Below are 12,719 nucleotides of genomic sequence, written 5' to 3' on the forward strand. Positions count from 1 at the left end.
GGAGGCATCGTGATCTTCGACGTGACCGTGGAGATTCCCAAGGGTGAGCGCAACAAGTACGAGCTGGACCATGCCACCCATCGGATCCGGCTCGACCGCACCCTGTTCACGTCGATGACGTACCCCGCCGACTACGGCTTCATCGACAACTCGCTCGGCAACGACGGCGATCCGCTGGACGCGCTCGTCATCCTGCCCTTCCCGACCTTCCCCGGGTGCGTCATCGAGTGCCGGGCGATCGGCATGTTCCAGATGACCGACGACGCCGGGGGTGACGACAAGGTGCTCTGCGTCCCGTCGACCGACCCGCGCCAGGCCCATCTGCAGGACGTGGGCGACGTCGCCGACTTCGACCTGTCGGAGATCCAGCACTTCTTCGAGTCCTACAAGGACCTCGAGCCGGGCAAGTTCGTCGAGGAGGGCTCCAAGTGGGTCGGGCGGGCCGAGGCCGAGGCCGAGATCACCGCCAGCTTCCTGCGGTTCGAGGCCAACGGCGGCTACTGAGCCCCGGCGGTGAATCCCGGGGCGAGGGCCCGCATCGCGTCGGCGAAGATCGTGACGTCGATCGCGGAGTCGAGCGACCGCAGCGCCCCCAGCCCGATGCCCAGGCTCAGCAGCACGGTGGCGGCCTCGTGCGCCGGCACCCGCAGCTCGAGGCCGGCCTCACGGGTGACCTGACCGATCAGCTGGGCCGTGGCCGCCACGAGGTCACGGTGTCGCTTGACCAGCTCCGTCGCGACGAACGGACTGTGCCGCGCGACCGCCGCGAACTCCACCTCGAGCGCCGTCCACCGCGGATGCCCCAGCCCCGTCTGGGCCCAGGCGGCGAACGCGTCGATGCGGCCCGCGAGGTCGGTGTCGGTGGTGAACGCCCCGAGGACGCCCTCGATCTGCTCCTCGTGGATGCTGTCGAGGACCGCGAGGCACAGCTCCTCCTTGCCGGCGAAGTTGGAGTAGACGGCCCCCTTGGAGAAGCCCGCCGCGAGCGCGACCTTGTCCAACGAGGTCGCCGCATAGCCCTCGTCGAGGAACAGCTCGCGCGCCACCTCCACGAGCCGCTCGCGGGTCTGGGCCTGTCGTTCGGCGCGGGTCACGCGCCCTCCGTCCACGGTCACCGGGCAACCTCTCGTCAGGGGTGTCGGCGGGCCGTGAGCGACTCATCACGTTCCGTGGACACCGGTTTCAGATACCGATAGTATCTGAAAGGTGATCAGCAAGGACATCATCATCATCGGTAGCGGGTTCGCCGGCATGGGCATGGCCATGAAGCTCCGCGAAGCCGGACGGCAGGACTTCCTCATCCTCGAGAAGGCCGACGACGTCGGCGGCACGTGGCGCGACAACACCTACCCGGGTGCCGAGTGCGACGTGCAGAGCCACATGTACTCCTTCTCCGGCGAGCTCAACAAGAACTGGTCGCGCGAGTACTCCGCGCAGCCGGAGATCCACGCGTACATGCGCGAGGTCGCCGACCGCCACCGTCTGCACGAGGTGATCCACTTCGGCACCGAGATGACCGGCGCGACTTGGGACGAGGCCACCCTGCGGTGGACCGTCACCACCTCCAAGGAGACCTACCAGACCCGGGTGCTGGTGTCGGGCATCGGCGGGCTGCACATCCCGAACGTCCCCGAGCTGCCCGGTGCCGAGACCTTCGCCGGCGCCCGGTTCCACTCCGCGCAGTGGGAGCACGACGTCGACCTCACCGGCAAGAAGGTTGCGGTCATCGGCACGGGCGCCAGCGCGATCCAGTTCATCCCGCAGATCGTCGGACAGGTCGGGCAGCTCGACGTCTACCAGCGCACCGCACCGTGGGTCGTGCCGAAGAAGAACCACGACATCACCGGCACCAAGAAGACGCTGCTCAGCAAGGTCCCCGGCGGCACCCGCGCCTACCGCAACGCCGTGTACTGGTTCAACGAGTCCACCCAGCTGGGCTTCACCGGCCCGCTGCAGGGAGTGACCAAGCTCGTCGAGAAGAAGGTCACCGAGTACATCACCGCGACGGTCGACGACCCCGAGACCGCCGCCAAGCTGATTCCGGACTACCGGCTCGGCTGCAAGCGCGTCCTCAAGACCGACAACTACATCCCCGTCTACAACCGCGACAACGTCGACCTGATCGACTCCGGCATCGCCGAGATCACGCCCGACGGCATCCTCGGCAAGGACGGCACGTTCCGCGAGGCCGACGTCATCATCTACGGCACCGGGTTCCACGTGACCGACGCCTTCCAGTGGGTCCACGTCACCGGGACCGGCGGACGCGACCTGTCCAAGACGTTCGACGAGCACGGCATCGAGACCTACCTCGGCATCGCCGTGACGCACTTCCCGAACTTCTTCCTGCTCCTCGGCCCGAACACCGCGCTGGGACACAACTCGGTCGTCTTCATGATCGAGCAGCAGGTCAAGTGGATCTCGACGATGCTCGACGAGATGGACGAGCGGGGGGCCGAGGCCGTCGAGCCCACCCCGCAGGCCCAGCGCAGCTTCAACGACGCCCTGCAGGAGAAGGTCGAGAAGGGCGTCTGGAGCCAGGGCGGCTGCACCAGCTGGTACCTCGACAGCAAGGGCAAGAACCGCACGATCTGGCCCGGCTTCACGTGGCGCTACTGGTGGACGACGCGCAAGGTCGAGGCCACCGACTTCGCGTGGATCACCGGCCGCCGCAAGGCCGACGCCGCAGCCTGACCCTCGCTCCTCGCCGGTCGAGGTGCGAGGGCGCCCCGCGCCACCACTCGGTGGTTGAGGTGTGACGAGCTCTGCGAGGAGCCTCGAAACCACTCCCGGAGGGTGGCTTCGAGGCTCGGGCGCAGGGCGCCCTCACACCTCAACCACCGAGTGGTCACGCGTCAGCGGGTGCGGAGCGGATCGGTCGCGAGCGCAGCCAGACCGTCCTCCGGCCGGACCTCGGCCGAGAATCCGAGACTGTCCCGCGCCGCATCCGGCGACGCGACGACGTGCCGCACGTCGAAGCGGCGGTACTCGCCGGTGACGACCGGCTCCGGCGCACCGGCCGCGGCCGCGAGGGTCCGCGCCATCTCACCGATCGTGGTGGGGTGACCCGACGCCACGTTGTACGCGGTGAGCCCGCCCCGGTGGGCCGACACCTGCTCGACCGCCAGCACGTTGGCCAGGGCGATGTCGTGCACGTGCACGAAGTCCCGCACCTGTCGGCCGTCCTCGAACACGCGGGGGGCCTCACCGCGGGCGATCGAGGACCGGAAGATCGCTGCGACGCCGGCGTACGGGGTGTCGGCGGGCATGCCCGGCCCGTACACGTTGTGGTACCGCAGGGCGATCGCCCGGGCGTCCTCCAAGGTGCACCAGGCCGAGGCGTAGTGCTCCTGGGCCACCTTCGAGGCCGCGTAGCTGGTCCGCGGGAGGAACGGCGTCGACTCGTCGATGCGTCGCCACTCGATGGGACCGGCGCAGACCGGGCACCGAGGGTCGTACCGTCCGGCGGACAGGTCGTCCTCGCGGCGGGTCGCCGGTGGCACGTCGCCGTGCTCGGGGCACGTGTAGCGGCCGTCGCCGTAGACCACCATCGACGACGCCAGCACGAGGTCCCGCGCACCCACCCGGGCCATCGCGGCGAGCAGGCGGGCGGTGCCGGCGTCGTTGTGCTCGGCGTAGTCGGGCAGGTCCTGGGCATCGACGCCGTTGCCCACCATCGCCGCCTGGTGGCACACCACGTCGACGTCGGCGACGATCTCGTCGAGCCGGTCCGAGCGCAGGTCCAACCGGGCGACGCGCGGGTCGCGCTCGCCACCGGTCCCGTGGGCCTTCTCCAGGTACAGGTCGAGGCGCCGGACGTCGTGCCCGCGTTCCCCGGCGATCCGCCCGATGTGGGTGCCGATGAATCCGGCGGCGCCGGTCAGCAGCACCTTCACGGCAGGGTCACCGGCAGGTCCATGCCGTCGACGGCGTGCGAGCAGGCACAGTCCCGATCGGTTCCGAGACCGCCGACCACGCCGCCGAGCACCGTCTTGAGGGTGTCGGTGTGGGCACGGAACACCTCGAAGACCGCTTCCATGCTGACGGCGCCGGCCTCGTCGACGCCGGCGTCGTGATCGGTGACCAGGGCGACCGTGGCGTAGCAGAGGGCGAGCTCACGGGCGAGGACCGCCTCGGGGTGGCCGGTCATGTTGACGACCGCCCAGTCCTGCGCGGCGTACCACCGCGACTCGGCGCGGGTCGAGAAGCGCGGACCGTCGATGACCACCATCGCTCCCCCGTCGACCGGGTCCTGGTCGCTGAGACCCTGCAGCAGGTGCCCGCGGAGCCGTGAGCAGTACGGGTCGGCGAACGAGATGTGGCAGGCCCCGGAGTCGTAGTAGGTCTGCGGCCGGCCGGTGGTGCGGTCGACCAGCTGGTCGGGCACCACGAACGTGCCGGGGCCGTGCTCGGGCTGCAGGCCGCCGACGGCGCACGGCGCGAGGACCTGCCGGACACCGAGGCTCCGCAGGGCCCACAGGTTCGCGCGGTACGGCACCCGGTGGGCGGGGAACTCGTGGTGCGCGCCGTGCCGGGGCAGGAAGGCGACCGTGCGGTCCCCGACGGCGCCGACCGCGATCGGCGCCGAGGGGGCGCCGTAGGGGGTGTCCACCGTGACGGTCTTCGGGTCCTCGAGGAAGGTGTAGAACCCGGAACCACCGATCACGGCGACATCGGGACGGGGATCGGAACTCATCCCCCGAGCATGTCACTCCTGACCGCGGCGGCACGGCGGGACCGCTGTGTGACGTCCGCCCGAGTGGGTACGCCCTTGGCGGACCGAGGAGGTAACCATGAAGTTCAACCGATCGACCACGAACCACGACCACGCGACCACCGAGACCGCTCCTGCGGCGTCCGGGTCGCATCCGCCCGAGCACGCTGCCGGCCGCCACGAGCCCACCCACGGTGAGCGACTGGTGCTGACCGACCGCGCGCAGCGTGAGCGGTTCGGAGGCGCGCAGGTCGGAGCTGGCTTCTTCGGCTGGCTCACCGGCATCGGGGTCGCCGCGATCCTCGTCGGCATCGTGGCAGCGGTGTCGGCGGCCGTCGGCGACGCCATGGAGGTCACCGAGGACGAGCTGCTCGGCCGCAGCGCCGACATCGGTGTGGCCGCGGCCATCATCCTGGTGGTGCTGGTGATGATCAGCTACGCGGCCGGTGGCTACGTGGCGGGCCGGATGTCCCGCTTCGACGGGGCCCGACAGGGTCTGACGGTCTGGATCATCAGCCTCGTCGTCATCGCGATCGCCGCTGCCCTCGGCGCGGTGTTCGGTTCGGAGTACGACGTGCTGGCACGGGTCGACGTGCCGGAGGTGCCGCTGACGACCGACGAGCTGAGCTGGGGCGCCGGCATCACGGCGGCCGCTGCGCTCGTGGGCGGACTGCTCGCCGCTCTCGGCGGAGGCAAGGCCGGTACCCACTACCACCGCAGGATCGACCGGGTCTGAACCCGGCCACAGTGTCGGTATAGATTGGGCCGACATCGCCGATGTAGCTCAGTGGTAGAGCGCTTGCTTCCCAAGCAAGATATGCGGGTTCGATTCCCGTCATCGGCTCCGAGCGCAGCGAGGTGCCGCTGACGGGGATCGAGTGGGCCCCTCCCCGCGCCGCAGGCGCCCCCGGAGGGATCCCGTCATCGGCTCCGAGCGCAGCGAGGTGCCGCTGACGGGAATCGAATGGCCCCCGTTCCGCGAAGTTACGGAGCCGGCACGGCAGGTTCGCACTCGGCACGGCAGTTTGTCACTGGGCACGGCAGATCTGCCGTGCCCAGTGACAAGACTCCGTGCCGGCTCCGTAATTTCGCGGCGGGGTCAGGTGAGGCCGGCCAGGAACTCCTGAATCTTCTCGACCAGCTTCTCGGGCTGCTCCTCCGGCACCCAGTGGCCCGCACCCTCGATGGTCTCCATCGACATGTTGTCGGCCACCACACCACGCTCGACGATGCGGGGCACGAGGATCGCGTCGCCGCGACCGGGCAGGAAGATGATCGGCACGTCGGTCACCGGCGCCTGGTAGGTGCCCTTCGCGACGGCGGGGAACTCCGCCCGCAGGAACGTGCCGTAGACCGACCGGCCGGCCGCCCTGCGCGCCGGGTCGTCGTAGCGCTCGAGGTACACGTCGTTCTCACCGGCGACGTGCTCGCGCCGGCCGTGGCTGCCCAGCTTGTAGACGGTCCTCAGGAAGGCCTTGCCGAACGCCCGGTGCACCAGTGACCCCCACGGGCCACCGGCGGCCACCTGGTACAGGAACCGCCACATGTCCGTGGTGGGGATGTCCGTCCACGGCGCGATGATCGCGGTCGCCACCACACCGCGGGTCAGGCCCGGCGCACGGCCGGCGACGAGCAGCGCCGTCCAGGCTCCCCAGTCGTGACCGATGACGACGGGACGGTCCAGGTCCATGGCACCGATCAGTCCGATGACGTCGTCGGCGAACCGGCGCTTGTCGTAGTTGCCGTGGCCCGGCGCCGGCACGTCGCTCCACCCGTGCCCGCGCAGGTCGACGGCGACGACGTGGTGCGTCCGGGCCAGCAGCGGGATGACCCGGTGCCAGCACCACCAGTGCTGCGGCCAGCCGTGGACGAGCACCAACGACGGTCGACCGTCGACGTCGCGGTGCTCGGTACCGGCCTCGGCGACGTGCAGGCGGACCCCGTCGACGGTGACCCAGCGGTGGGCGACGCCGGGTAGGTCCGGAGGTGCGGTCGAAGAGCTCATGGCGGCAGCGTAGCCCTACCCTGACCTGCATGAACCTCGTCGACCTGACCCGAGACGACCATGTCCGCACCATCACGCTGAACGCACCCGAACGGCTCAACGCGCTCGACCGGCCGCTGCTCGACGAGCTGGCCGCGGCGATCTCCGAGGTCTCCGCCGACCCGGATGCGCGCGCCCTGGTCGTCACCGGCGCCGGACGCGGATTCTGCGCCGGCGCGGACCTGCAGGGACTGTTCGGTGACGTCACCCGTCCGACCGCGGTGCTGCGTCAGGTCCTGCTCGACGTGTACGCGTCGTTCCTCGGCATCCGTGACCTCGCGATCCCCACCGTCGCGGCGGTGCACGGTCCGGCGGTCGGGGCCGGACTCAACATCGCCCTCGCCTGCGACGTGATCGTGGCCGGTCCACGAGCCGGCTTCGGCCCGACCTTCGCCAACATCGGCCTCCACCCGGGCGGCGGTTGCACCTGGATGCTGACCCAGCGCATCGGAGCGGCCAACGCCGCTGCCGCCCTGTTCTCCGGCGAGGTGATCGGTGCCGACGAGGCGCTGCGACTCGGCATCGCCCAGGAGCTCGTCGACGATCCCCAGCACCGGGCCCGCGAGCTGGCCGACCTGTACGCGACCCGCGACGCCGGGCTGATGGCCGACATCAAGACCGCCACCCGGATCGCCGCCACCAGCGACCTGGCCACCACCCTGGACTTCGAGTCCTGGGCACAGGCGTCCTCGCTGGCTGGTGACGACTTCGCCGCCTTCGCCGCCCGCTTCTCCGCCGGGCGGTGAGGACGCGACCGAATGGAGGCTCTTTCGGTCGCGAATCCACCCGCCACCCCATACGGTCGCGAATCCACCGCCCGAGGGGGAGGTCAGACGGCGCCGTGGGAGTCGGCCACGGCCCGGGCCTCCTCCCGCAGCGCCTGCACCACCAGGCGGACCGACGGTCGCTCGAACAGATCGGGGCGGAGCAGGGCCGACACCTGACGGGACGCCCGGATGCCGACGAGCGGCCGGGTCACCAGACCGTTGACGTGGTCTCGGGTCGTGAACCGGGGCAGGATCCCCAGACCATGACCGGCGGCGACCATCGCCTCGACGATGCTGTTGTCGTGGAACCGGTGCCGCACCCGAACCCGCTCGCCCGTGGACGCCACGATCTGCTCCAGGATCCGGTCGAACGGCAGGTCGGTCGGCACCCCGATCCAGTCCTCACCCACCACGTCGCGCGGTGACAGCGTGGCCCGACCCGCCAACCGGTGGTCCTCGGGCAGCGCCACGTCGAGCGGCTCGGTCATCAACGGCACCACCCGCAGACCCCGGTCGTGCCAGCTGGCCGACGTCGTCGCCGAGTCCGCCACCACCACGTCGTGGTCCGGCGTCAGGTCGGCGAAGTCGACCAGGGCGGAGTCCTGGTCGGTGCACACCAGGGTGACGGCGGCCCCCTCGAGGCGCCGCAGCAGACCCGGGAGGAACATCTCCCCACCGGTGGGAAAGGTGGTCAGCGTGACGTCTCCCGCCGGCTGCTGCACGAACGTGCGCCAGCGGGCCTCCGCGTGCTCGATCGCGACGGCGAGATCGGTCGCCACCCGCGCGAGCTCACGGCCCGCGGAGGTGAGGGCCACACCCCGCCCGGCCGGCTCCACCAGAGGCACGCCGGCCTCCCGCTCCAGCACCTTCAGCTGCTGGGACACCGCCGACGACGTGACCCTCATCGCATCGGCCACGGCCCCGACGGAGCCCCGCTCGGACAATTCCCTGAGAACTCCGAGTCGGCGCACATCCATGAAGCAATGCTACACATCCGGTGTAGTTGTGTTCGCTTGTCCTTGACAGTTCGACGGCCGACACTGGAGGGGAACCCCCCCCACGCACCGATCAGATCAAGGAGTCACCATGACCTTCGTCGCCAGCCTGGCCGTCGTCGCCGCCATCGGCATCACCCGGACGGTGGCCCTCGTCGCCCGTGACGGCTACGGCCGCACCCCCAGCCTGCGGCGCGCCTGATCCGGCGCCGGCTCAGGCGCAGGCCCCGCTGCTGACGGGATCCTGGTTGCGGATGCCGTCGTCGGCGTGGTCGGCGACCGCCGCCGCCGTGAGCGCGTAGCCGGTGGAGTCGTCGGTGATCGACGCCGCGAAGATCACGCCCAGCACCGTGCCGTCGGCCGACACCAACGGACCGCCGGAGTTGCCCGAACGCACGAGCGCCCGGATGGAGAACGAGTCGCGCAGCACCTCGCCCTGGTCGTAGATGTCCAGGCTCCGCAGCCGGATCTCCTCGCGGATGCGGGCCGGCTGGGCGTCGAACGGACCGTTGGCCGGGAACCCCAGCACCGCGGCGTCCTGGCCCGCCACTCCCCCGGGCTCGAAGGCGAGGGCCGGCAGGTCCAGGTCGGCCGCGAGCACCGCGACGTCGAGCTCGGGGTCGAACACCACGACCCGGGCCGGCACCCGCCCGTCCTGGGTGACGACGAAGGGCCGCTCGACCCCTGCGACGACGTGGGCGTTGGTCATCACGCGGTCGTCGGCGTACACGAAGCCCGAGCCCTCGATGCCCCGGTTGCACTCCGCGTCACCGATGATCTTGACGACCGACCCGGCCGCACCCGAGACTCCCGGCAGCTGCAGCGTCGCCGGGTCCGGCGGACCGACCCGCACGATGTCCTCGGCCTCGAACGGAGCCAGGTACCGCGGGAAGATGCTGGAGTCGATCGAGTCGGTGAAGGCGTTCAGCGCATCGGCCGCCTGGCTCGGCACGACGCGGTCGACGTAGCCGAGGATCGACGAGCTCCGGGCGGCCTGCGACAGGTACGGGACCTGCGTCCCGCTCACGGCGTAGCCCAGCGCCCACGACGCGAGCAGGACCGCGACGATGCTCAGTCCGCTGCCCCCCACCGCGTCGACGACCCGGCCCGGCTCGGTCCGGATGCCGCGTCGCAGGTCACCGCCGATCACCGACCCCATGAGCTGCCCGGCGGCCGCCGAGGCCACCACGATGCCGAGCGCGAGCAGCGACGTCCCGAGCCCCGGCTCGTCCGGCGACAGGATCAGCGGCACCACCGCGAGGGCGAGGCCTCCGGCCACCAGCAGACCCAGCGTGGCGGCGAGGTTCGCGATGAAGCCCTGCACGTAGCCCGAGACGGCGTAGGCCAGGAGCAGCACCACGATCAGCACGTCGAGGGAGTTCACAGGGACCCCGGAACGGGTCGCTCGACGGTGTCGTCCCAGGGGCGCTCCCAGCCGACGACCTCGAACAACCGTGAGATGACGCCGGCGGTGAAGCCCCACAACGGGGTGCCGCCGCCGAGGTCGAACGCCGGACCCCGCCACCCCGACGGATGCACGACGCTGAAGCGGTTGTCGGGGTCCAGCAGGTGGTCCAGCGGCTGGTGCAGCACGTGGCCGACCTCGGCCGCCGACACCGGTTCCAGCTGTTCGCGCTGGTGCCAGTAGGCGAGCACCGGGGTGACGGCGAAGTTGCTGGGCGGCAGCCAGAGGGTCGGCAGCACCCCGAAGACCTCGACCGCGACCGGGTCGAGGCCGACCTCCTCCTGCGCCTCCCGCAGGGCCGTCGCGATCGCACCCGCCCTGCCCACGCCGTCAGCAGGGTCGGAGCCACCGCCCGGGAACGAGATCTGACCCGCGTGGTTCCGCAGGGTGGCGGCCCGCTCCGTGAGCAGCAGCTCGGGCCCGTCCGGACCGTCCGCGAACAGCAGCAGGACGGCCGCCGGGCGGGCGTCCTCGGGCGGGTGGGGGAACCGTGGCGCCAGCTGCTCGGCCCGCACCGAGGCCGCGATCTCGGCCAGCTCGTGCAACCACGAGGGCAGCGAGGACGTGGTCACGGTCGCACTCCCAGCTGCTCGTCGATCGCCTGGACCACGTCATCGTAGGTGCGGAACGAGCCGAATGCCGTGCCGACCACACGACCGTCCGCATCCAGGTACACGTTCTGCGGCAGGCCGCGCAGGCCCAGGGGCACCGTCAGCCGACTGTCCGGGTCGGCCAGGTGCGGGTAGGTGACACCCGACGCCCGAGCCAGGTCGATCGCCGCGGCCGGGTCCTCGTCGGCGAACAGGACGCCGACGATCTGCACCCGCCCCTCGTACTCGCGTGCGGCCCGGGCCAGCAGCGGCAGCTCCTCCCGGCACTCGGTGCACCAGTGCGCCCACACGTTGACGAGGACCGGTGTGCCGGCGAGGTCCGCGAGCGACGCCGTCTCGCCCGTGCTGAGGCAGACCAGGTCGACCGACGGCGCCTCGGACGCCTCACCCGAGCCCGTCGGGCAGTCCGAGAGCCCTGCCGCGTCGGCCGCGGCCACCACCCCTGCGTCGATCGTGGCACCCGGCACGACCTCCCCGGGGGTCTCGGAGAGGTCCGGCAGGTCCGGCGCGCACGACACCAGAGCGGCCACCGCCAGCGTCACGGCCAGCAGACGGCCCGGTCGGCGCGTCATGCGGGCCCCTGGGTGGTGACGAGAGCGGCCGCGACCTCCGGGTCGGTGGGCCCGGCCCCGAAGGCGGGGCACCACCGCGCCACGGGGCACGCCCCGCACGCCGGCTTGCGGGCATGACAGCACCGCCTCCCGTGCCAGATCAGCCGGTGGCTGAGCATCGTCCAGTCGCGTCGCTCGAACAGCGCGCCGACCGCGTGCTCGGTGCGCACCGGATCAGCCACGGTGTGGTCGTCGACCCAACCGAACCGTCCGACGAGGCGGGAGAAGTGGGTGTCGACCGTGATGCCCGGGACGTCGAACGCATTGCCGAGGACCACGTTGGCGGTCTTGCGACCCACCCCGGGCAGCTGCACGAGATCGGTCAGCCGTCCAGGGACCCGACCGTCGTGCCGTTCCACCAGTGCCGCGGAGAGACCCAGCAGGCTCGTGGTCTTGGCGCGGAAGAAGCCGGTGGGGCGGATGAGCTCCTCGACCACGGCACGGTCGGCGGCGGCCAGCGCGGCGGCGTCGGGGTAGGCCGCGAACAGGGCCGGCGTGACCGCGTTGACCCTTCGGTCGGTGGTCTGGGCCGACAGCACCGTGGCCACCAACAGCTGGAAGGGGTCGGCGAAGTCCAGCTCGCACCCGGCCTCGGGGTAGGCCTCGGCGAGCACCCGGTGCATGCGTCGGGCCCGGCGGACCAGCGACGTCGGCGGCCGGTGGGCCACCTCGGGCCGCGTCCGGGCTGCTTTCGTCGACACCGCGCCAGCGTACGCGGGACGGGCAATCACACCATCGGGCCCCGGGATGTGGAAGCATGCACCCATAGTCAGTCTGTGACGCATTCAACATGGAGAGAAGGACGCCACGTGAACGACGACGTGCTCCGTCAGGCCCCGCTGTTCTCGGGGCTCGACGACGACGCCGCTGCCGCCCTCGAGTCGTCGATGACGCCTTCCACGCTGCGTCGGGGTGAGGTCCTGTTCAACGAGGGCGATGACGGCGACAAGCTGTACGTCGTGACCGACGGCAAGATCAAGCTCGGTCGTACCTCGCCCGACGGCCGCGAGAACCTGTTGGCCATCCTCGGACCGGGGCAGATGTTCGGCGAGCTGTCGTTCTTCGATCCCGGACCGCGCTCCGCCACCGCCACCGCGGTCACCGACGTCGACCTGCGCAGCCTCGGCCACGAAGCCCTGAGCCCCGTGCTGAACGCGCACCCCGACGTCGCCCACGCCCTGCTCAACCAGCTCGCCGGCCGGCTGCGCCGGACCAACGAGGTCGTCGGCGACCTGGTGTTCTCCGACGTCCCCGGCCGGGTCGCCAAGGCGCTGCTCGACCTCGCGGGCCGGTTCGGCCGTCGCGCCGACGACGGCATCCACGTCAACCACGACCTGACGCAGGAGGAGCTCGCCCAGCTCGTCGGCGCCTCCCGCGAGACGGTCAATAAGGCCTTGGCCGACTTCGCTTCGCGTTCGTGGCTGCGTCTGGAGCCCCGCTCGGTCATCATCCTGGACCTCGAGCGGCTGCAGAAGCGCTCCCGCTGACCCGAGCCGCCCCCGCCCGGGCGGT

14 protein-coding genes and 1 tRNA gene are annotated in these 12,719 nt (G+C 71.1%); 6 read left to right on the forward strand and 9 right to left on the reverse strand.

The window, feature by feature from the left end:
* The first annotated feature begins 9 nt into the window (after positions 1-9).
* Positions 10-504 (forward strand): inorganic diphosphatase, encoded by a 495-nt coding sequence (locus HMPREF0063_RS12055; protein WP_007078961.1) that lies wholly within the window; start codon positions 10-12, stop codon positions 502-504.
* On the opposite strand, the gene HMPREF0063_RS12060 is transcribed toward HMPREF0063_RS12055, so the two are convergent.
* A complete protein-coding gene (locus tag HMPREF0063_RS12060) occupies positions 498-1,115 on the reverse strand; it encodes a TetR/AcrR family transcriptional regulator (RefSeq protein ID WP_245527710.1) in 618 nt (205 codons plus the stop codon). The genes HMPREF0063_RS12055 and HMPREF0063_RS12060 overlap by 7 nt on opposite strands.
* A 91-nt stretch (positions 1,116-1,206) precedes the next feature.
* Between HMPREF0063_RS12060 and HMPREF0063_RS12065 the strand changes: the two genes are divergently transcribed.
* Entirely contained in the window at positions 1,207-2,694 is a 1,488-nt protein-coding gene (locus HMPREF0063_RS12065) for a flavin-containing monooxygenase (RefSeq protein WP_007078963.1), read from the forward strand.
* Positions 2,695-2,855: 161 nt separating this feature from the next.
* Here HMPREF0063_RS12065 and HMPREF0063_RS12070 read toward each other — a convergent pair whose 3' ends face one another.
* Together HMPREF0063_RS12070 and HMPREF0063_RS12075 are read right to left on the reverse strand one after the other, a co-directional pair.
* A complete protein-coding gene (locus tag HMPREF0063_RS12070) occupies positions 2,856-3,896 on the reverse strand; it encodes an NAD-dependent epimerase/dehydratase family protein (protein ID WP_007078964.1) in 1,041 nt (346 codons plus the stop codon).
* Entirely contained in the window at positions 3,893-4,696 is an 804-nt protein-coding gene (locus HMPREF0063_RS12075; RefSeq protein WP_007078965.1) for an S-methyl-5'-thioadenosine phosphorylase, read from the reverse strand. The genes HMPREF0063_RS12070 and HMPREF0063_RS12075 overlap by 4 nt, the downstream gene beginning before the upstream one ends.
* A 97-nt stretch (positions 4,697-4,793) precedes the next feature.
* Between HMPREF0063_RS12075 and HMPREF0063_RS12080 the strand changes: the two genes are divergently transcribed.
* Both HMPREF0063_RS12080 and HMPREF0063_RS12085 read left to right on the forward strand, forming a co-directional pair.
* Positions 4,794-5,450 (forward strand): hypothetical protein, encoded by a 657-nt coding sequence (locus HMPREF0063_RS12080; protein ID WP_007078966.1) that lies wholly within the window; start codon positions 4,794-4,796, stop codon positions 5,448-5,450.
* A gap of 37 nt (positions 5,451-5,487) precedes the next feature.
* Positions 5,488-5,558, forward strand: a tRNA-Gly gene (locus HMPREF0063_RS12085).
* 255 nt (positions 5,559-5,813) lie between these two features.
* On the opposite strand, the gene HMPREF0063_RS15880 is transcribed toward HMPREF0063_RS12085, so the two are convergent.
* On the reverse strand, positions 5,814-6,719 hold the full coding sequence (locus HMPREF0063_RS15880) for an alpha/beta fold hydrolase (RefSeq protein WP_007078967.1): 906 nt from the start codon (positions 6,717-6,719) through the stop codon (positions 5,814-5,816).
* Between the two features lie 29 nt (positions 6,720-6,748).
* Here HMPREF0063_RS15880 and HMPREF0063_RS12095 point away from each other — a divergent pair, with 29 nt between their 5' ends.
* On the forward strand, positions 6,749-7,504 hold the full coding sequence (locus HMPREF0063_RS12095) for an enoyl-CoA hydratase (RefSeq protein WP_007078968.1): 756 nt from the start codon (positions 6,749-6,751) through the stop codon (positions 7,502-7,504).
* Positions 7,505-7,587: 83 nt separating this feature from the next.
* On the opposite strand, the gene HMPREF0063_RS12100 is transcribed toward HMPREF0063_RS12095, so the two are convergent.
* From HMPREF0063_RS12100 to nth, 5 genes are all read right to left on the reverse strand, one after another.
* Positions 7,588-8,502 carry a LysR family transcriptional regulator gene (locus tag HMPREF0063_RS12100; RefSeq protein ID WP_007078969.1) on the reverse strand — a complete coding sequence of 305 codons (915 nt, stop codon included), beginning with the start codon at positions 8,500-8,502 and terminating at the stop codon, positions 7,588-7,590.
* Positions 8,503-8,734: 232 nt separating this feature from the next.
* Complete coding sequence (locus HMPREF0063_RS12105) at positions 8,735-9,904, reverse strand: MarP family serine protease (RefSeq protein ID WP_007078970.1); 1,170 nt, start codon at positions 9,902-9,904, stop codon at positions 8,735-8,737.
* Positions 9,901-10,557, reverse strand: a complete 657-nt coding sequence (locus HMPREF0063_RS12110) for an NUDIX hydrolase (protein ID WP_007078971.1) — start codon at positions 10,555-10,557, stop codon at positions 9,901-9,903. Before HMPREF0063_RS12110 ends, HMPREF0063_RS12105 begins: the two co-directional genes overlap by 4 nt.
* Positions 10,554-11,168, reverse strand: coding sequence for a TlpA family protein disulfide reductase (locus tag HMPREF0063_RS15885; RefSeq protein WP_007078972.1), 615 nt, complete (start codon positions 11,166-11,168; stop codon positions 10,554-10,556). The genes HMPREF0063_RS12110 and HMPREF0063_RS15885 overlap by 4 nt, the downstream gene beginning before the upstream one ends.
* Complete coding sequence (gene nth, locus HMPREF0063_RS12120; protein WP_245527762.1) at positions 11,165-11,830, reverse strand: endonuclease III; 666 nt, start codon at positions 11,828-11,830, stop codon at positions 11,165-11,167. Before nth ends, HMPREF0063_RS15885 begins: the two co-directional genes overlap by 4 nt.
* 186 nt (positions 11,831-12,016) lie before the next feature.
* On the opposite strand from nth, the gene HMPREF0063_RS12125 reads away from it, so the two are divergent.
* Positions 12,017-12,694, forward strand: a complete 678-nt coding sequence (locus tag HMPREF0063_RS12125) for a Crp/Fnr family transcriptional regulator (RefSeq protein WP_007078974.1) — start codon at positions 12,017-12,019, stop codon at positions 12,692-12,694.
* The last annotated feature ends 25 nt before the right edge of the window (positions 12,695-12,719 follow it).

The organism is Aeromicrobium marinum DSM 15272 (assembly GCF_000160775.2).
GTDB classification, from domain to species: Bacteria; Actinomycetota; Actinomycetes; order Propionibacteriales; family Nocardioidaceae; genus Aeromicrobium; species Aeromicrobium marinum.

Excerpts from the sequence above, each read along its gene's own strand:
- HMPREF0063_RS12075 (WP_007078965.1), bottom strand. The coding sequence starts at position 4,696 with ATGAGTTCCGATCCCCGTCCCGATGTCGCCGTGATCGGTGGTTCCGGG.
- HMPREF0063_RS12080 (WP_007078966.1), top strand. The coding sequence starts at position 4,794 with ATGAAGTTCAACCGATCGACCACGAACCACGACCACGCGACCACCGAG.
- HMPREF0063_RS15880 (WP_007078967.1), bottom strand. The coding sequence starts at position 6,719 with ATGAGCTCTTCGACCGCACCTCCGGACCTACCCGGCGTCGCCCACCGC.
- HMPREF0063_RS12095 (WP_007078968.1), top strand. The coding sequence starts at position 6,749 with ATGAACCTCGTCGACCTGACCCGAGACGACCATGTCCGCACCATCACG.
- HMPREF0063_RS12100 (WP_007078969.1), bottom strand. The coding sequence starts at position 8,502 with ATGGATGTGCGCCGACTCGGAGTTCTCAGGGAATTGTCCGAGCGGGGC.
- HMPREF0063_RS15885 (WP_007078972.1), bottom strand. The coding sequence starts at position 11,168 with ATGACGCGCCGACCGGGCCGTCTGCTGGCCGTGACGCTGGCGGTGGCC.
- nth (WP_245527762.1), bottom strand. The coding sequence starts at position 11,830 with ATGCACCGGGTGCTCGCCGAGGCCTACCCCGAGGCCGGGTGCGAGCTG.